Source organism: Shewanella carassii, assembly GCF_019670705.1.
GTDB classification, from domain to species: Bacteria; Pseudomonadota; Gammaproteobacteria; order Enterobacterales; family Shewanellaceae; genus Shewanella; species Shewanella carassii.
Map to the genome: position 1 here is coordinate 2926220 of NZ_AP024618.1, position 20155 is coordinate 2946374.

At 50.1% G+C, this 20155-nt stretch carries 10 protein-coding genes; 3 read left to right on the forward strand and 7 right to left on the reverse strand.

Annotated elements, in window-relative coordinates:
• Window positions 1-41: 41 nt before the first annotated feature.
• The 4 genes from cydX to purL all read right to left on the reverse strand — a co-directional run bounded on the left by cydX (window position 42) and on the right by purL (window position 7957).
• A complete protein-coding gene (cydX, locus tag K5621_RS13285; protein ID WP_039032771.1) occupies window positions 42-155 on the reverse strand; it encodes a cytochrome bd-I oxidase subunit CydX in 114 nt (37 codons plus the stop codon).
• Window positions 156-167: 12 nt separating this feature from the next.
• On the reverse strand, window positions 168-1307 hold the full coding sequence (gene cydB, locus K5621_RS13290) for a cytochrome d ubiquinol oxidase subunit II (RefSeq protein WP_100145365.1): 1140 nt from the start codon (window positions 1305-1307) through the stop codon (window positions 168-170).
• A 16-nt stretch (window positions 1308-1323) separates the two neighbouring features.
• Complete coding sequence (locus K5621_RS13295; RefSeq protein WP_100145363.1) at window positions 1324-2898, reverse strand: cytochrome ubiquinol oxidase subunit I; 1575 nt, start codon at window positions 2896-2898, stop codon at window positions 1324-1326.
• 1177 nt (window positions 2899-4075) lie between these two features.
• Window positions 4076-7957, reverse strand: a complete 3882-nt coding sequence (purL, locus tag K5621_RS13300) for a phosphoribosylformylglycinamidine synthase (protein WP_221051197.1) — start codon at window positions 7955-7957, stop codon at window positions 4076-4078.
• Window positions 7958-8247: 290 nt separating this feature from the next.
• Between purL and mltF the strand changes: the two genes are divergently transcribed.
• Window positions 8248-9696 (forward strand): membrane-bound lytic murein transglycosylase MltF, encoded by a 1449-nt coding sequence (gene mltF, locus K5621_RS13305; protein ID WP_221049465.1) that lies wholly within the window; start codon window positions 8248-8250, stop codon window positions 9694-9696.
• Between the two features lie 244 nt (window positions 9697-9940).
• On the opposite strand, the gene tadA is transcribed toward mltF, so the two are convergent.
• A complete protein-coding gene (gene tadA / locus K5621_RS13310) occupies window positions 9941-10453 on the reverse strand; it encodes a tRNA adenosine(34) deaminase TadA (RefSeq protein WP_100145803.1) in 513 nt (170 codons plus the stop codon).
• 353 nt (window positions 10454-10806) lie between these two features.
• Window positions 10807-12063 carry an adenylosuccinate synthetase gene (locus K5621_RS13315; protein WP_025886539.1) on the reverse strand — a complete coding sequence of 419 codons (1257 nt, stop codon included), beginning with the start codon at window positions 12061-12063 and terminating at the stop codon, window positions 10807-10809.
• A gap of 245 nt (window positions 12064-12308) precedes the next feature.
• Here K5621_RS13315 and K5621_RS13320 point away from each other — a divergent pair, with 245 nt between their 5' ends.
• Together K5621_RS13320 and K5621_RS13325 are read left to right on the forward strand one after the other, a co-directional pair.
• Window positions 12309-13196 (forward strand): LysR family transcriptional regulator, encoded by an 888-nt coding sequence (locus K5621_RS13320; protein WP_221049466.1) that lies wholly within the window; start codon window positions 12309-12311, stop codon window positions 13194-13196.
• Between the two features lie 293 nt (window positions 13197-13489).
• Window positions 13490-13936 (forward strand): hypothetical protein, encoded by a 447-nt coding sequence (locus K5621_RS13325; RefSeq protein ID WP_221049467.1) that lies wholly within the window; start codon window positions 13490-13492, stop codon window positions 13934-13936.
• Window positions 13937-14778: 842 nt separating this feature from the next.
• On the opposite strand, the gene K5621_RS13330 is transcribed toward K5621_RS13325, so the two are convergent.
• Window positions 14779-19866 carry a PKD domain-containing protein gene (locus K5621_RS13330; RefSeq protein WP_221049468.1) on the reverse strand — a complete coding sequence of 1696 codons (5088 nt, stop codon included), beginning with the start codon at window positions 19864-19866 and terminating at the stop codon, window positions 14779-14781.
• Window positions 19867-20155 lie beyond the last annotated feature (289 nt).

Below are 20155 nucleotides of genomic sequence, written 5' to 3' on the forward strand. Positions count from 1 at the left end.
AGCCTCCGCAGAGCGGAGGCTTTCGATTCTAACTCAAGCTATCACTTATCTTCAGTATCTCTATCCATGTTCTCTGTATTTTCCAACCAGAGCGCATTGATAATGCCGAAAGAACAAGCCAATAAAATGCCGAGTATCCAAGTGAAATACCACATAATCCAGGCTCCTTAGTAAAGTGATGTGCTGTTGTTTTCAATGTGCTTGCGATTCAAGCGACCATACATCTTGAAGTAGGTCCAACAAGTGTAACTAAGCACAATAGGAACAAAGATAATTGCCACCCAAGTCATAACATTCAGTGCCATCTGGCTAGCAGTAGCATCCCACATGGTCAGGCTGACGTTAGGATCCAGTGATGAAGGCATCACGAAGGGGAACATAGCTGCGCCACAGGTCAGGATGATACCGGCAATCGCCAGTGAGCTGAACAGGAAGGCGAAACCACTGCGGCCGAAACGGCTAGTCAGCAATACCAAGGCGGGTGCCAACAGGCCCAAGACCGGGAACAACATGGTCATTGGATACTTGTCATAGTTGGCCAGCCAGGCACCGGAAACCACTTCCACTGTCTTCTGAGTTGGATCAGATACGGCGTTAGTATCCAGCGCCGAAGTCACTACATAGCCATCGATACCGTAAGCCAGCCACACACCGGCGGCACCAAACAGTACTATCAGCAATACAGCAGTCAACTGAGCGGTAGCAGCGGCACGATTGCGCAGCTCACCTTCTGTCTTCATCTGTAGCCAGCAAGCACCCTGCATCATGAACATACAGGCACTGACCAGACCGGCTAGCAAGCCAAAGCCATTGAGCAGACCCAGCAGGCCGCCATCATAGTGGGCGCGCATATATTCATCGAAGCTGAATGGCACACCTTGCAGCAGGTTACCGAAGGCAACACCTATGATGAGTGGTGGCACAAACCCGGCCACAAACAGGGCCCAGTCCCAGCTCTTACGCCAGCGTGGATCTTCTATCTTGGAGCGATAGTCAAAACCCACAGGACGCAGGTACAGCGCCAATAACACTATGATCATGGCGACATAAAAGCCGGAGAATGATACGGCGTAAACAGTTGGCCAAGCGGCAAACAGAGCACCGGCACCGGTGATCAGCCATACTTGGTTACCATCCCAGTGAGGAGCAACCGAGTTAATCATGATCCGACGTTCAGTGTCGTCTTTGCCGAGGATAGGCAGCAAGGCACCTACCCCCATATCAAAGCCATCGGTGACCGCAAAGCCAATAAGCAAAACGCCAACCAACAACCACCAGACAAATCTTACTATTTCATAATCAAACATAATGAAATCCCTCTGCTCAGGCTTCTAGTTTTTCAAAGTGATAACGGCCGGTCTTGAGACTGCTAGGACCCAGGCGCGCAAACTTGAACATTAGGAAGAGTTCGATAACCAGCAGCACAGTGTAGAACAGAGTAATGCTGATGATACTGAACCAGAGATCGCCTGCGGTCAGGCTGGAAGCAGACACAAAGGTCGGCAACACTTCGGAGATAGTCCATGGCTGACGACCATACTCGGCCACAAACCAACCACACTCGATGGCGATCCAAGGCAGAGGTAAGCTGTAAAGTGCGGCTTTGAGTACCCACTTCTTCTCTTCGATCTGGTGACGGGTGCTCTGCCAGAATGCGGCCGCAAACACCACCAACATCACAACGCCCAGGCCCACCATGACACGGAAGCTCCAGAACAGCGGTGCTACGCTTGGAATAGAATCCAAAGCGGCAGCCTTAATCTGTTCTTCGGTGGCATCGACCACTTTATCTGTGTAACGCTTCAGCAGCAGACCATAACCCAGGTCAACTTTTTGCTCTTCGAAGGCGGCACGAACCGCTGGATCTTCTTCAATAGCAGGGTCGGCCTTGGCGGCACGCAGTTGCTCGAGCAATGCATAAGCCTTCATACCGTTACGGATACGAACTTCGTGCTCGGCTACCAGATCCTTAATGCCAGTCACTTCCTCGTCGATTGAACGAGTGGCGATAATCCCCATGACATATGGGATCTTGATGGCATAGTCGGTATGCATAGTTTCCTGATTAGGGAAACCAACCGCAGTAAAGGCCGCAGGAGCAGGTTCTGTATGCCATTCGGCTTCAATAGCCGCCAGCTTAACCCGCTGAGCTTCACCAACCTTGTAGCCGGATTCGTCACCCAGGACGATAACGGACAGGATAGAAGCCATACCAAAACTAGCCGCAATGGCGAAAGACCGGCGGGCAAATGGCAGGTCACGCTTCTTGAGGATGTAGTAGGCACTGATAGCCAGAACAAACATGGCACCGGCCACATAACCAGAGGCCACAGTGTGGACAAATTTAACCTGAGCGACAGGGTTGAGTACCACGTCTGCGAAACTGGTCATTTCCATACGCATGGTTTCATAGTTGAACACACTACCCACAGGGTTTTGCATCCAGCCGTTGGCAACCAGGATCCACAGCGCAGACAAGTTACTTCCCAAGGCTACCAGCCAGGTCACCGCCAAGTGTTGACGCTTGGAGAATCTGTCCCAACCGAAGAAGAACATACCCACGAAAGTGGATTCCAGGAAGAAGGCCATCAAACCTTCAATGGCGAGAGGAGCACCGAAAATGTCACCCACGTAGTGTGAGTAATAAGACCAGTTGGTACCGAACTGGAACTCCATTGCCAGACCTGTGGTAACCCCCAGGGCAAAGTTAATACCAAAAAGCTTGCCCCAGAATTTGGTCATGTCCTTGTAGATCTGCTTATCTGTCATCACATAGAGTGACTCCATGATTGCCAGCAGAAAGGCCAGACCCAAAGTCAATGGAACAAACAAGAAGTGATACATGGCTGTCAACGCAAATTGTATGCGCGATAGCTCAACGACTTCTTCAACTATCATTTGTGACTCCTTACATGGTGCTCCGCCCGTTGCCTTCAGATCCCCATCAAAGACAGCAGGTGGTGAGTTGGATAGCTTAGTTCATTAATTTCTTATCTACCCGAGGTTCCGGGTAAACCACCCAAATGATTCACTTTGTCGCGCTTTGGCCCGCCAAGAGCTTGAAAATCTGTATTTGACAAGCAAAGTGAGAGATGAATCACGCTTTTGCGAATGAACGAGATCCGCATCGGCTTTTGTCAGTGTCGTGATATTTCTAAATTATTAAATATCAGTCACTTGCATTATTAGTTCAGCTAAAAATTGCCCTAATTTTATACCACTTGAATTTGACGCAAATCAATCAAACTCCGGGCTTTAGCTGGGTTTTGCGGAGGGTGGCACAGACACCATTCGAGACGATTGACATAGCGGTGAAGTCATGCTAGGAAAAACTTAGCAATACATTTAAAGAAGCATTTTCTAACAGTTCAATGCAAAATCCACATAAAAGCCACAAAAACAACTTTTAAACATATTAAAAACCTAAATCAACTAATCCAGATATCATCAAATCTTAACGTTAAATCCATAACAAATTGTTTTTCAAAGATAAATATTAAAACAGATAAATATGGATTGATATAACCACAAATATGGATTAGATTTTCTAATCTCAAATTGAATTATTTCTAGTTTGAAAGTAAGGCGGGCAGCGAATAATATATAACCTGTGTTAAGGAGACGCTCAGGTCAGCCGAAAGCAACATCTGCAGACCTTCCTCCGCGCACATTGACTGAACTTTGTGTGGAGATATTGCTATGAAAAAATTTTTCGAACGTCTGGTTAACTGCTATAAGCCTGTTTTTGTTGAACTTTACAAGTCTCAACTGGTTTGCTAAACACTGTTGAGTAACTTCTTGTCTTGAAGTTTTGTTAGCGCAGAACGGCCCCATAGGCATGCCTATGGGGCTTTTTTATTTACATAAAGGGCAAAAAGGAATTAGGGAATGTAACCAGGTTTAGCCGGTTAAAGTCCATAAGGTCCAAATTCCTTTACTTCAACAGATGAGAATATACAAGAAAGTTTTTAACTCATTAAAATTAAACGACTTTAAAAAGTTAACAAAAGTGAAATAAAAAAGGCGGGTTATAAATACCCGCCTTTTTTTACCCTTTACAGGGTGATTTTTAACCTTATCCCAACTTCACTCTGGCGTTACGGAACATTCTCATCCAAGGGCTATCTTCGCCCCAGTTTTCCGGATGCCAGGAGTTGGCGACTGTGCGGAACACCCGCTCAGGGTGAGGCATCATGATGGTGACTTTGCCATCCAAGCTACAGATCCCGGACAAGCCGTTGGGCGAGCCGTTGGGGTTCTGTGGATACAAGCTGGCCACCTCACCTTTACCATTGACATAACGCAGCGCCACAGTGCCACTCTGCTCGGCTGCAGCCATGGCAGCAGCTGAAGCAAACTCGGCACGCCCTTCCCCGTGGGAAACGGCAATCGGCATTCTGGAGCCGGCCATACCGCTGAAGAACAGCGATGGGCTTTGCTGCACTTCCACCAGGCTGAAACGCGCTTCAAAGCGTTCAGAGCGGTTACGAACAAAGTGCGGCCAATGCTCGGTACCCGGAATGATCTCCTTGAGGTTGGAGAGCATCTGGCAACCATTACAAACACCCAGAGCAAAGCTGTCGGCACGCTCGAAGAAGCGGCTGAAGTCCTCACGGGCACGGCTGTTGAACAGGATGGACTTGGCCCAACCTTCACCGGCGCCCAATACATCACCATAAGAGAAGCCACCACAGGCCACCAATCCCTGGAACTCTTCCAAGCTGATACGGCCGCTGAGGATATCCGACATATGCACATCGCGGCTTTCAAAACCGGCACGCTCGAAGGCGGCTGCCATCTCAATATGCGAATTGACCCCTTGCTCACGCAAAATCGCCATCTTGGGCGCAGCGCCCTTGAGGATATAAGGCGCGGCAACATCTTCTGCCGGATCAAAGCTTAAGTTGACCGTCAGGCCGGGATCGGTTTCATCCAGCTTGAGGTCAAACTCTTCACGGGCACACTCAGGATTGTCCCTGAGCGCCTGCATTCTGTAGGTGGTTTCAGACCAGAGCTTACGCAGCTCGGTACGTGAAGCACTATAGATTTCAGCACCTTGATCCTGGATACGGATGAAGCCATCGTCGCTCAGCTCTGCTATGGGATGACAATCCACACCGGCATCTGTGTAAGCCTTGATAATCTCGGCGGCTTGGTCTTTGCTCACCTGCAGCACGGCGCCCAACTCTTCGTTGAACAGGCGCGCCAGGGCGCTGCCGGCCAGCACAGAAATATCCACCTTCAGGCCAGTGTGACCGGCGAAGGCCATTTCCACCAAGGTGGTGAACAGACCGCCGTCACTCTTGTCGTGGTAAGCCAGCAAACTCCGCTCGGCCACCAACTGCTGAGTCACCTCGAAGAAACCTTTCAATACCGCTGCCTGATCCAGATCTGGCGCAATATCCCCCAGCTCACCAAACACCTGTGCTAGGCAGGAACCGCCCAGACGAGTCTTGCCCTTGGCCAGATCGGCCAGCAGCAGTAGGGTTTCGCCCTTGTCGGTACGCAGCTCAGGAGTCACGGTATTACGAATGTCGCGCACCGCACCGAAGGCAGAGATGATCAGCGACATAGGGGCGGTAACCGCCTTCTGCTCGCCCTTGTCTTCCCAGGCGGTCTTCATCGACATTGAGTCTTTGCCCACGGGAATGGTCAGTTCAAGCTCGGGACACAGTTCTTCGCCCACCGCCTTGACCGCCTCATAGAGGCCGGCATCTTCACCTGGGTGACCGGCTGCAGACATCCAGTTGGCCGACAGCTTAATGCGCTTCAGCGAGCCGATATCGGCACCGGCCATGTTCAGCAAGGATTCGGCCACGGCCATCCGCGCCGAGGCGCCAAAATCCAGCAAGGCCAGCGGAGTGCGCTCACCCATGGACATGGCTTCGCCCACATAGCTGTCGAACGAGGCGGCGGTAACGGCGCAATCCGCCACAGGTACCTGCCAGGGGCCAACCATCTGATCGCGGTTCACCAAGCCGGTTACCGTGCGATCGCCTATGGTGATCAAGAAGCTCTTGTCGGCAACGGTTGGCAGAGTCAGCACCCGCTTAACGGCTTGTGCGAGATCGATGGACGCTTCATCCAGCGCCGCAGACTGCGCCTTTTGACTCACTACATCACGGCTCATCTTGGGTGGTTTGCCCAGCAAGACTTCCAGCGGCAAGTCGATAGGCTTGTTGTCAAAGTGCTCATCGCTCAGGCTCAGGTGCTGCTCGGCAACCGCCTCGCCCACCACGGCAAATGGCGCACGCTCGCGCTCACAAATGGCGGCGAAGGTATCCAGGTTTTCGGCTGCCACAGACAGCACATAACGCTCCTGGGATTCGTTACACCAGATCTCCAGCGGGCTCATGCCTGGCTCATCGGAAGGCACGTTACGCAGCTCAAACTTACCGCCGCGACCGGCATCGCTTACCAGCTCAGGGAAGGCGTTGGACAAACCACCGGCGCCCACATCATGAATAAACTGGATTGGGTTGGCATCGCCCATCTGCCAGCAGCGGTCGATAACCTCCTGACAGCGGCGCTCCATTTCCGGGTTTTCCCGCTGCACCGAGGCAAAGTCCAGATCTTCACTGGACTGGCCGGACGCCATGGAGGAAGCCGCGCCGCCGCCAAGGCCAATGTTCATCGCCGGGCCACCCAGTACAATCAGCTTGGCACCTAAGGAGATCTCCCCTTTCTGTACGTGCTCTTCGCGAATGTTGCCAAGGCCACCAGCCAGCATAATAGGCTTGTGATAACCGCGCACCTCGACACCGTTATGGCTGCAAACCTGCTGCTCGTAGGTGCGGAAGTAACCCAACAGGGCCGGACGACCGAATTCGTTGTTGAAAGCGGCGCCGCCCAGAGGGCCGTCGATCATGATGTCAAAAGCGGTCACAATCCGGTCCGGCTTACCGTAGTCGCCTTCCCAAGGCTGCACAAAGCCCGGGATCTTGAGGTTGGATACACTAAAGCCGGTTAAACCCGCCTTGGGCTTGGAGCCGCGGCCGGTAGCGCCTTCGTCACGGATTTCACCGCCCGAGCCGGTGGCGGCACCAGGATAAGGACTGATGGCGGTCGGGTGGTTGTGGGTCTCCACCTTCATCAGAATATGCATCGGCTCTGTGTGATAACGATAAACGCCGTCACTGTCGGGGAAGAAACGCCCGGCTTCAAAACCTGTCATTACCGCAGCGTTGTCTTTATAGGCCGACAACACATAGTCCGGGGTCTTCTCATAGGTATTCTTGATCATCTTGAACAGCGACTTGGGCTGCACTTCGCCGTCAATGGTCCAGTCGGCGTTGAAGATCTTGTGACGACAGTGCTCTGAGTTCGCCTGGGCGAACATCATAAGTTCAATGTCGTTGGGGTTGCGCTCAAGGCGCAGGAAATTGGTGACCAGGTAGTCGATTTCATCATCGGCCAGGGCCAGGCCCATTTCGCGGTTGGCGATTTCCAGCGCCCGGCGGCCTTCGCCGAGAATGTTGACGCTGACAAAAGGCTTGGGCTCAGTGCGGGCAAACAGCATATCGGCCGCTTCAAAGCTGTCCAGTACCACTTCCATCATGCGATCGTGCAGCAGCGCCTTAAGGCTCTTGAGCTGTTCGCTGCTCAGAGCGTCGGATTCCACATAGTAAGCCAGACCGCGCTCCAGACGTTTTACCTGCTTGAGGCCGCAGTTGTGGGCGATGTCGGTGGCTTTGGAAGACCAGGGAGAAATTGTACCGGGACGGGGAGTTACAAAAAGAAGAGTGCCTTGAGGTTCGTGGGATTCGATGGCCGGACCGTAGGTTAGAATCTTACTCAACTGCGCTTGGTCATCGGGGTTGAGCGCTTCGCTCAAATAAGCCAAATGAACATATTCGGCATAGATTTGCTTTACCGGAAGCTGAGCGGCTTCACAGGCCTGCATCAACTTTTGCACTCTGAATGCCGAGAGTGCGGGGGCTCCGCGGATGATCTCCATCACGTCTTATCACCTTATTATTTATAATTACAGGGTCAGAGGTGGCGCTATTATAGGTAAATGCGCCCTACAAATCACCTCAGACTTTGCTTAAAACAGTGTTTCCTGTGATATAAAGTAATCCTATGGGGTAATATACCCTCCGGCGCAAAACCTCCACTTAAATCAACGGGAAACAGCGCCGACAATCGATATACAATCCATTGAATTTATTTACAAATAAATCAGACAAAAGGAATAAACCCTATCCCGACAGTAAACGATAGGCTAAGGGCTTTTACCGATAGATAATGAAACGAATTACCGCGACTCTCACCCTGATCATCTTGCTGGCCGGCTGCCGGCAAGCTGTCGTGGATGAAACTCAGGTAACCCCGGCGGTGAAAGAAGCCAAAGAGCTCAGAGTGGGTACCCTCTATGGCCCACAAATCTATGTTTCCTCTACTCAAGGAAACACAGGGTTTGACTATGAGATGGCGGCGCGCTTTGCCGACTTTCTCGGCAAGCCGCTGGAGATGAAGCCTTACGGTAATATCAATGAGCTCTACCAGGCACTGAAACAAAACGAGATAGATTTGATTGCCGCCGGACTATCGGATACCCGCAGCCGCCGACAACAGTTTCGCCTCGGACCGCCGCTTTATCGGGTCAATCAGGTGATGGTCTACCGCGCCGGCACCCCTGCCCCCAAAGATCTCAACGCCTTGGATGCGCCTGTTACTGTGATAGCCGACTCGTCGTTTGTGGAAACCCTCAACCGACTCAAGGCAGATAATCCCAACCTTGAGTGGCAACAGGTCGCAGATAAAGATAATGAAGAGCTGCTGAGCATGATAGCCAGCGGCGAACTCAGCTACACCATCTCTGACTCCACCAGCATCAATATCAATCGCCGTTTTATGCCTGAGCTGAGATCCGGCCAGGTGCTGGAGCAACAACAGGCTGTGGTCTGGCTGTTGCCCCCCAGAGGCAGCGATCAACTGATGAGCCAACTGCTGCGTTTCTGGCATCAGGAACAAAGAGACGGCACGCTGGAACACTTGGTGGAAAAATACTTCGGCCATGTTAAACGTTTCGACTATGTCGACACCCGAGCGTTTATCCGTGCGGTGGACAGCAAGCTGCCCAAGTACCGCCATCTGTTTGAAACCTATGCCGGTGAACTCGACTGGCGTAAGCTGGCCGCCACCAGTTATCAGGAGTCGCACTGGAACCCCAGGGCCCGCTCACCGACCGGCGTGCGCGGCATGATGATGCTGACCCTGGCAACCGCCAAACAGTTGGGAGTGGAGAATCGCCTCGATCCCGAGCAGAGCATCCGTGGCGGTGCCCGCTATCTGAGCGACATTTTGGTACGCCTGCCTGAGTCTATTCCTGAGGAGGAGCGGATGTGGTTTGCCCTCGCCTCATATAACATAGGCTATGGCCATGTGGAGGATGCCCGTAAGCTGGCACAGGCCAGAGGCCTTAATCCCAGCGCCTGGAAAGATCTCAAGCAGGTATTACCCTTGCTGCAAAAGCGCAAATACTACCAGCACACCCGCTATGGCTATGCCAGAGGTAACGAGGCGGTGCACTATGTAGACAGTATCCGCCGTTACTACGACACCCTGGTGTGGATAGACAATCAAGCCAAGCAAGAAATGCTAGCCAAAGAGCAAGCCCAGCAAGAAACCCAGGCTGAGACGCAACGACAGAGCGAGGAAGCAACCGAGCTCAGTGGCGCCCAGCCCGACTGAAAACCCTGCACACGACTCATTTTCGCAACAAATTGCCCAGCTTGGCCGGATCTGCCCTAATTTGGGGCTAGCGTAACGCTCGAGAAGCTGCTAGCTTGTCATTGATACCAAAACACTAACAAAAACATCTAAATAGACTAAGGTAAGCTTATGAGAAGAAAGATTATTAATAATACAATGGCCCGCCGCCGTAGCCTGGTTAAAACCCGTCACAAACGCATTCTCAACCGTCACAAACTCTTCTTCAATTTTCTGCAACAGGCGGATTAAGCTTCTTAGCCTGCTTCAATGCCTTCTGTTCTTGTCTGCGTCGTCTGAAAAAGGCACTCAGCTGTTCGCTGCATTCCTGCTCCATCACCCCGGCACTGACGGCCAGCTTGTGGTTGAATAGCGGATGACGCACCAGATCCAGTACTGAACCGGCCGCACCTGTCTTGGGATCGGCTGCGCCATAGACCAGACGACCGACTCTGGCATGCACCATGGCCCCGGCACACATGGCGCAAGGCTCTAGGGTCACATAGAGGGTTGTATCCAGCAGACGGTAGTTTTCCAGTTGACTGCCCGCCTGCCTGAGGCAGAGGATTTCTGCATGGGCGCAGGGGTCGTTGGCGGCAATAGGTTGGTTCCAGCCGCAGGCAATGAGCTGGTCATCTTTGACCAGCACGGCCCCTACCGGCACTTCCCCGAGGGCCTCAGCCTTTTGCGCCATCTCCATGGCCAACTGCATCCAATGTAAGTCGCGATTCTCTGTCATTTTACCCATCCGTTCTCAATGCGGCGCCAGTATAACAGCATGCGTGATACCGCCAAACTGCCGCTCAGTAGCTGCGCTAACAACTTATCCCTTTGCCGCCCAGATTTTGGCTCTCAGTCTGTAGATTGAGACAAAGCGGCACACTTTCACACTCTTGCAGACTTGTGTGCTCATACCGGGAAATAAACGCAATCCAAAGCATTCACGTGAATAAGCAAGAGCTGCAAACGACAAGGCCTCATTCACCAACCGAGTGAATGAGGCCTTCAATATACAGCCTGTTGCTGTCAGAGACTTCCAGCGCATTGTTTTGGGGCGCTCACACACCCGCCCCAATGCACTGAGAAAAACCGTTAGCGGAGGATCATCTGCGCCCGCTCTGGGCCGACAGAGATCATTTTTACCGGTACGCCCATCAGCTCTTCAACCCGCTGCACGTACTTTTGTGCCGCCAGAGGCAGGCTCTCAAAAGTGCGGCAAGCCGTGATGTCTTCGCTCCAGCCTTCCATCTGCTCATAAACCGGCGCCAAGGCTGAGGTTTGTGGCCAAATCGGGTTTTCGCTGTGATCGCCCTGATAATCGATGCAGATTTTCAGATCCTGCATCCCACTCAAACAATCCAGCTTGGTCAGCGCCACTTCGGTCGCCGCCTGCAGCTCGACACCATTACGGGTGGCCACGGCATCGAAATAGCCCATATCACGGGGACGCCCGGTTACCGCGCCGTACTCATTGGCGGCTTCGCGGAAGCTGTCCTGCTCTTCCATGGCGGTGATCAAGGTGCCGGTTCCCACTGATGAGCTGAAGGACTTGGCTACGGCAATCACCCGCTCGGGGCGCAGTGCCGGTAAACCACTGCCGAGGCCGGCATAAGCGGCAGTCACGTTGGAAGATGTGGTCCAAGGGTATTCACCGTAAACCAGGTCACGACCCGCGCCCAACTGGGCTTCAAACAACAGGTTTTCATCTTTTGCCTGCAGCGCTTTCAGTGGCTCGCTCACGTTGCAGATGGCATCACGCCAAGGGGCAGACACTTCCAGCAACCAGGCGGTCATCTCTTCTGCGGTTTGCGAAAATTCAAAGGAGGGATACAGCGCCTTGAGCTGCGGCAGTTTCCAGTCCAGCATAAACTGGATACGTTCACGCAATACTTCAGGCTGCTTCAACCAACCCACCAGAATGCCTTTTTTCATTACCCGGTCACCGTAAGCCGGGGCAATGCCCTGGCGGGTAGAACCGTAAGCGCCGTCACCGAGACGCTCCTCTTCCAGAGTATCTTCAATGGCGTGGATTGGCAGGCACAGAGTCGCCCGGTCGGAAATGCACAAATTGACATTGACACCGGCGGCTTTTACCTCGGCAATCTCTTCGGAAAGTGGCGCCGGGCTTATCACCATGCCGGGACCCAATACCGCCAAACAACCAGGATTGAATACGCCGCTAGGCAGTTGATGCAGTTTGAATGTACCAAAGTCATTCACAACTGTGTGGCCGGCATTGTTGCCGCCCTGAAAACGTATACTCGCCGCTGCGCTATCTGCCAGATAGTCCACGATACGGCCTTTACCTTCATCACCCCAGTTTGCACCAACTACAACGATAGACGACATTTCCAGTTCTCCTAAACAAAAACCTGTCTATCCTATGACCACGGCATAAATAAGAAAAATTAATAATCATTATTGGCTTGATAAGAAATCCATATCGAGATACTTTGCATCGGAATCGAAGATAGCGGGCAATTGCCGTGACTAAGGCCATGATTAAGGCCATGGCCATGACCAAGCCGCCAACCATAAAGCGCCTGCCCTAACGCTGTAAAAGTACCGCTTAAAAAACTCTTAAAGAGGCTGTTATGCTCGAACTCCACTGGCTTAAAACCTTTGTCACCCTGGCCCGCCTCGAACACTTCGGCAAGGCGGCCAATGAGCTGCATATGACTCAACCCAATGTCAGCTTGCATATCAAGCAGTTGGAGCAAACCACCCGAGTAAAGCTGATTGAGCGTAATCCATTTCGGCTGACCCAAGCCGGTGAGCGTTTGCTAAGGAGTGCGCACAACACCCTGATGGAGCTGCAAAGTTGCCAGGCCGATCTCAACGCCATCAATGATCTGTGCCAGGGCACCATGACCATAGCCGCCAGCGATATTATTTCCAGATGGCTGCTGATAGGCCCGTTTCAGTCGTTCAAAACCGAATTCCCCGGCATCGACCTGACTCTGCTGAACACCACCTCCTCGCAGGCGGCAGACCTGGTAAAAAGTGCCAAGGCAGATCTCGGCTTTGTGATGGCGCAAAAAGAGAGTCAGCCGCTGCATTTTACCGAGCTGAAACAAGTGAAATGGTACGCCTTGGGCAATGATCTCAAGGCCTGGCAGAAAGGAAAAATCCCCAGCCCGCAGGAAGCACCGACCTTGATACTGCTGGGGCACGACACCCGTACCCGGGATCTGATTGACCCGGCACTGCCTGAGCTCAAACTGCCGGAATACCGCATCATGGAAGTGGGCAGCGTGGATGCCCAAATCGACTGGGCCGAAGCCGGCTTCGGCATCGCCATAGTGCCGGACTTCGCCCTGCACCCGAAACTCAATTTGCAGTCCAGCATTACCCCACTGCCCAGCTTCCCTTCCGCCAGCCTGGGGTACATAGTGCGCCAGAACCAGGTGCTATCCAAAGCCATCAAGAAACTGCTCCATTGGGTGGATGAAGAGATATTGCAATCGCCGAGTGTGGGTTAATTATTTTAAAGATGGAGATGAAAAATCGGCGTCAGAAGGCTAACCGAGAAAGGACTCTTTTTAAAACCATTGATTGAGACTGGCTGTCAGTCCCTGTCCCCCTCAATAGACCTATTGACTATAAGGTTTCTCTCAAACATCATCATATTGGTTACAGTAGGGATTTAGCTAACTCAATAATCTATTCTTGTACCCACTCTAAAATTTAGAAAGTACAACAAGTGAACTATTTCCCCCATTAACTTTATGATTGATAATAACCATTAGGGAATTCAATATAAAAGGATATTTTTATGAGCTACGAGCTTTCATTCTACAAAACAAATTTAGACAAGATAAAAGAGATTATTGCTTCTGAAGATCACGAAGAAATCTCCAACGGAAAAATTTCAGAAATCATCAACTCAAACTGTGAATATATGGATGGGATCTGCCATAGTTCAGGTTGCAGTGGCTATTTTGCAGAATATGTAACTACTATTGCCGGCGACTATTTCTCAGAACCCACGTTATATGACATTTTTATGTCCCGTGATGATCTAATGCCATCTTTACCAGACACAAGCATAAGTTATATTAAGCACTCTGAAATAGAGGGATTCATTGCTGCCACTCAAAATAAATATAAAGAAATTTACTTCGAAGATAATGATGACTTTGAAGAAGATCTTGATATAGTAGAAGATGTATTTAAAGATGCTCTCAGAGACAATAAAGATATCATCTGCATATATTCTTAACCGTGACAACTTTTTTGCCCTTAAAGCAATATTAAAAATATTCTCGAATCTCAAATTTGTGAATGGTTGATGAATGTATGTGCCCCAAACATCACTTTGGGCACATACATTTTAGAACACTAACATTTTTCAGTATGGACAGCTTCAAAACTTTCCCAGAGCGCAATGGGACAGGTAATATTCGACATTGAGAACGGTTGGGGTTGGTCATTGTTTTTGTTTGGCGACTAAATAATAACTCTCCAACCGTTTTCATTTCCAGTCCACGTTAATCTGCGATGAACCAAAAAAAGCCCATGATTGTCATGGGCTTATTTCTATTTACTGCGTCTTATTGCGGCTAATTACCTAATGGGTAATTATTCCCACTCGAAGATCAATGAGAAGAAAATATACCTAAATAACAGCCAGTTAGAAAGGTAGCTTTTCTCGATACCATCATCTATACCATGCGCAGATTTGTTTGATTTTTTGCGGCTCGTCGATGTTTTAGTTCGGCTTTGGCCCAGGCTGAGGACTCTTGCATATTACGACGAAGCTCTTGTATCTCTTCAACACTAAGCCGCCTCAGACCCGAGGTAATTCTATCCATCTTGTGCCTCCAACTTGTCGCAGTACATTTTTAAAACGCATCAAAAAATGAGTTCCCAGCAAGAAACCTCGAGGAGGTTTACAGATGCACTATTACAATCGGCATCGCCCCCATCAATATAATGGTGGCGATGCTTCTGTTCACGCTGAGAATTGGCTTAACTTACTGTCGGGAATTAGTTGACCACTATAAAGCTCGAGATAACCCCCCACTATCTCTCATGAGTGGGGGATTTTATGCTGTAGGCTATTTACATCGCAGGTTGAATACCGTTAGGACAGGTACCTGGCGAGCCGGTGCCAGGAATCGTGGCCGGCGCTGTTGGCACTGGGTAATCGCTCTCTGATAACTGTATTGAATTGTTGCTGACTGCCGGTACGGTTTCAATATTACACCCGCGAGCGCCACCTGAATCGAACCCACCACCGACTTTCCCTTTACAGACGAAGGAGCAACTAAAATGCGCATCTTGTAAATCGTGCACGTTATACTTCTGACAGCCAACAGCGGGGTCAGTGCCAACCGAAGTGAGTTTACCTAGCCAAGCAGGGTTTTTTGCCCGGCTCTCCAGCTCTTTATTCACTGTTTCAGCAGTGGCACAGCGACGTGTCACATAACGTGATCCATCGATGAGGTTTTCGACATCATTGATGCAATATTGATATTTGTAAAACTCAGCGGAAGCCAATGATTCAGGATTACCAGCGGCAACAGAGCCACAGACAGCGGTCTTGTGCGAACGCTCGCAGATAAATTTAGGCCCACGACACACATCGCACGACACCGGTGATGTCGGTGTTGGGTTAACCGCATCACCCCCACGGCTGTTTTTGACAGGCAAGGTGGCGCTCACCGTTTGACCTTTAGCATCAGTGACCGTCAGCGTAATATCCCCTCCGATATAGGTGCATTCGCTCGCAGGTTTGCTAATGGTTGCCGTTGGGTTATCGGTTGTTTCACCGCTTAGCACCACGCCTTTGGCAGGCGGCGTCCAGCGATAGGAGTAGGGTGGCGTGCCGCCGGTAATTGCCGGTGCATGCAAACTCACTAACTTATCGATACCATTTAGTGAAGTCAGATCCGTGTTTATGCTTTTGAGTGCAGCTGTCAGTTTGCTACTGTCTATTAGCGGTGGCGTAGTCGGGGTACCTGATTTGATCACCACTGTATAACTTTGACTGCCAGCCTGATAATGATCCGGCGTATCACCCGCGACAATATCAAGTTTATAAGTGCCAGCCGATCCAACTTGTGGGTTAATACCAATGGTAGCGGCATTTAGAGGTCCGAACGTGCCAGCAGGTGCCATATCCGGGGTAACCGACCAAGTGATCGTTGTTGGCGTCACTGGTGCGTTGCCAACGCTACTCACAAAATCGACCGTGATATCTAAAGCGGGATCGCCTTCTGTAAAGCTTAGGTTTGTTGCACCTTTTGGCCTTACCACAATAGCCGGCTCGTAGACCACAACATTAATCGTGTCTTGTTGTGCAGCGCCACCTGCGATAGGGGTTCCCGTTACGATAAAGGTAAGCGTGGTATCACTCGTCACATCAGGTGCGGTAAATGAAGGATTATATTTATCCGCATTATTTAACGTAACCGTTGGCGAGCCTGCGGTTTGCGCCCATTGGTAACTCGCAATGCTGATGCCAGTGGCACTTAAGTTCACGGTTTGCCCAGCGCGCACGCGCAGATCAGCCCCTGCACTAATGCTAGGCGCGGCCAATACTTCCACCATCGCCGTTTTCGATACTCTATTTCCCGTGCCTTGAGCCGTAAAGGTAAAGACGTATTGGTTGTTGGTAGCAAAAGCTGGCGCCGTAAAGGTACTGGTTAAACTGCGTACATCGCCCGTTACGCCGCTATTGCTGAGCGTAACGGGACTGGCCGCCGTAGGAAATTGGCTCCACGTTAAACTTTGCACCGTTGCAGGGCTGCTTGAGTCTGCATCGATCACCGTACCGACTAAACTAACACTTTGTCCTTCATTGACATAAAGAGCAGGAGTAACATGTACCGATAAATCGGGCTGGCCCTGCACTGTAACTGTTACTTGGTCTTTTTTGACTATGCCATTGCTGGTAACCGACAGTTCAAATACCAAGTCTTCGCTGGTGCCCGCCGCTTTCGCAGGAGAGGTAAATGATGCATTCAAAGTGTTTGCATTTATTAAAGGGGTTACATCTATGCCAGAAATCTGTGTCCAAGCATAAACTGGTGCATTGGCATGTTGCACGCTACCGTGCAACTGCACACCACTTAAACTTTCAGCTACAGAAAAATCATTGCCAGCGCTGACTAGTAAAGGCAAAGCGGGTACGGTAACTACAATGCTATCTTTAGCTGTATTACCTAAACTGTCGGTTACCGTGAGATTATAGTTAAGCTGTGCTTCATGGGTCAGAAACGGCGCGATAAATGATGGGTTCGCATCATTGGTACTGCTCAGTACGGCATTCGTATCATCTGTCCAGCTATAGGTGTAGGGTGGTTTCCCCCCTGCAACGTTCGCGTTCAAGTGCCCCGTTTGCATCGGTGGCAAATCAAAGTCAGCACCCAAGTCGACGCTCATATGACGATCTTGAATGGTCACAGCCATCGTAGCGGTAGCCGTATTGACCGAATCCGTTGCCGTGACTTGCAGTTTAATGGTGGTATTGGCATCCACATTGGGCAGGTCCAAGCTTGCATTCGCTGAGGATGCATTGGTAATGTTTTTTGTCGTGAGAAATGTTGTGCTGGCATCTGCAATTGTCCATGCATAGCTTACCGCACCATCGGCATCTTTAACCGATGCCAGTAGTTTGAGAGTATTACCTTCTGCCAATGTACGAGTCGCTGGGCCGGCGGTGACTTGCAAGGCATCGTTAACATGGTAAGTGACACTGTCGGTCGCAGAGCCGTTAGCGGTATCATTTACCGTTACTTTAAGGGTTACAGTTGCAGGGCCACTTGGAGCAATGAAGCTTGGGGTGGCGGTGTTTGCATCTGTTAGGGTAATGCCTGAACTTGTGGTTTCTACCCAGCTATAACTGAGCGTACCAAAAGTATTGCCAACACTGACTCTTGGCTTCACCGTCTGATTTGCTGTAATGGTCGCATCATTAGAGGCGGTTACCGTTAATGGTAGTTTGGGTGGCGCGACCACGGGGTCGACGGTCACCGTCATTTGTGCTTTGGCTACGGCAGAGCCATCACTCACTTCGACTTCTATCACAATATCCTGATGGCCGCTCACGCTAGGAGCAGTAAAACTTGGTGAATCCGTTTTATCGTCTGCAATCGTAATGGTTGGGCCACTTAATTGCGTCCACTGATAGCTTAGGGGACCACTGGCGTTCATCACCGTTGTTTTTGGTTGCACCACATGACCACTATATACGCTTTCATGCCCAGCCATACTAAGCGCAAGAGTGGGTTTGCTTGGCGCATTAGCAGGCACTGCCTGAAACTGAGTATCAGTTGTTTTAGTAATCACTTTACCTTCGGTAGAGGTATAGGTAATGGTTGCCTGAAGCTTGATGTTGGTATTGCTGCTTACTGATGGCGCATTGATGATGGGCTGAGCTGTATTGTCACCCACAATTATCAAGTCGCTAGGTTTCGGATTAGGTTCAATCACCGTCCACCGGTAAGAAAGAGATGCGCCGTTGTCTAACGGGGGAATATGGATATCGATACTTGGTTTAAAAGTTTTGCCGGATTCTACCTGAACGGGAGCTGCTGTACTGACTCCCGGGCCTGTTGCCAAGTGACTACCTATTTGGTTTTGGTGAGGCACCAGCTTAAATACGGGTTTAGCGGTGTAAAGTAGCGAATCGGAAACGGTACTGGTGCCATCTGTTACAGTAACATTGACTCTAATACCTGTTTCTGCATTGACATTGGGCACAACAAACGCGGGGTGCTCTGTTGTTGCATCAGTTAAGGTAACATCGCTGCTCTCCCACAATACTGATACACGACCAAGCGCACCGGTAATAGTTGCTGCAGGATACACTGAATCCCCTTCTTCAACTAAACAGTTGGTGGTGCAGCCCTTTGGTTTAATAATCTGTACCGACAAAGACGCAGTTGCCTTCACTTGAATATCGTGTGTAATACTCACTTGGTGACCATTGGCATCAGTTACTTGCACGACCCATTGGAAGTCGGTATCGGTTGCAACCGCTGGCGGCGTAACCTCGGTAGTTTTTTCATTAACACTACTAATCGTAGCGTCTGGACCTTTTGTTTGCGTCCATTTATAGGTAAAAGGCCCCGTGCCACCATTAACCTCTGCAGTCAAACTAACAGAGCCATGACCATTGTACACTTGATACTTAGCGCCTTGCTGAGGCTGAAAAGGTCCAGGCTTTATTTCTACTAGCTGTGTTTGTGATGTGCTTTTCCCGCTACTGACTTCCCTAGCTGTTACTTTAAATTCGAGTTTTCCCGGCTGCTTGGGCGCGACGAAAGACGCGGTTTGGCTGGCGCTGTCTATTAAGTTGACTGTGGTACCGCTCAATTGCTGCCATTCATAGCTGAAGCTTCCACCGCCACCGGATTTTTCGGCTTTTGCCGTTAAGTGAACTGTTTGCCCTGAAGTGCTTTGCTTAACTGTGTGTGACGATTGAGAGTTTGCGTCAACTTTGCCCGTTCCGGTATTAATCTGGTTAACAAAGCTGATGCCCTTGGGCTTAACCGTGAGAACCACAATCGTATCAAACAACAGGCCGCTGGCATCTTCAGTCTGTGCCGAGAAATATAACTCTGTGTCCTGAAAAACATCAGGTGCTGTAAACTCGACTCGATTATCTATTTGTTGCCAAGATACTGTTTGTTCACTGAACAGTTCCCAAATTACTGCCTTGTCGCTATCAACCAACCCATTAACCGTATAGGCCGCATTTAAAATGACCTTGTGTTCCGAAGTAACTTCCGTTGGGCCTGTAACCTCTAATGACTCAACATCTCCAATAACGTCAACCGGTGAGGTGATGTCTATGGTAACATCCTTGCTTACCGAGATACCTGAAAAACTAGCTGTTACACGAATGCTCGCTTGCTCAAGATTTGACGGTGCGACAAAGAAACCCTTATTACTGTTACTACCTAAGCCAATTGGTGATGCACTCTCGTCCATCCAGAGGTAACTTGCACCATTAATATTTTGTCCATTTTGTTGAAACTGAACCTCAACCACCGTAGATTGACCCACTTCAACGGATAAGGGCGCGCGGATCACCTCAATTGTAAACTCTTTATTTGTATCCGAAGACATTGAGGTTCGGTCGCAGGCAACCAGAAAGAATAGCATCAAAAGCAAACCAAAACCTTGGCTAGATAATTTCATAAGTAATAATATCCCTATCATACAAAATATCGAAAAATTTTAAGATTATTTAAACCTAAAAAGCATAATCAAACTTAAAACATCAATAACATAAAGTTATAGTAGACTCAAAATTAAAGCTGTGCAATTTGCTTAATGGGATACTTGTTTTTACTCATTTTTAACGCTCGTGGATAGGCTCCATCCCGCGGTTACCGGTCGAAAAGCTGAACTTATTTTTCTTGGATTACTATTCCCGAATTCAGATAATAAGTGCACCACTCATGGTTAAACGGTGAGGAGAGATCAA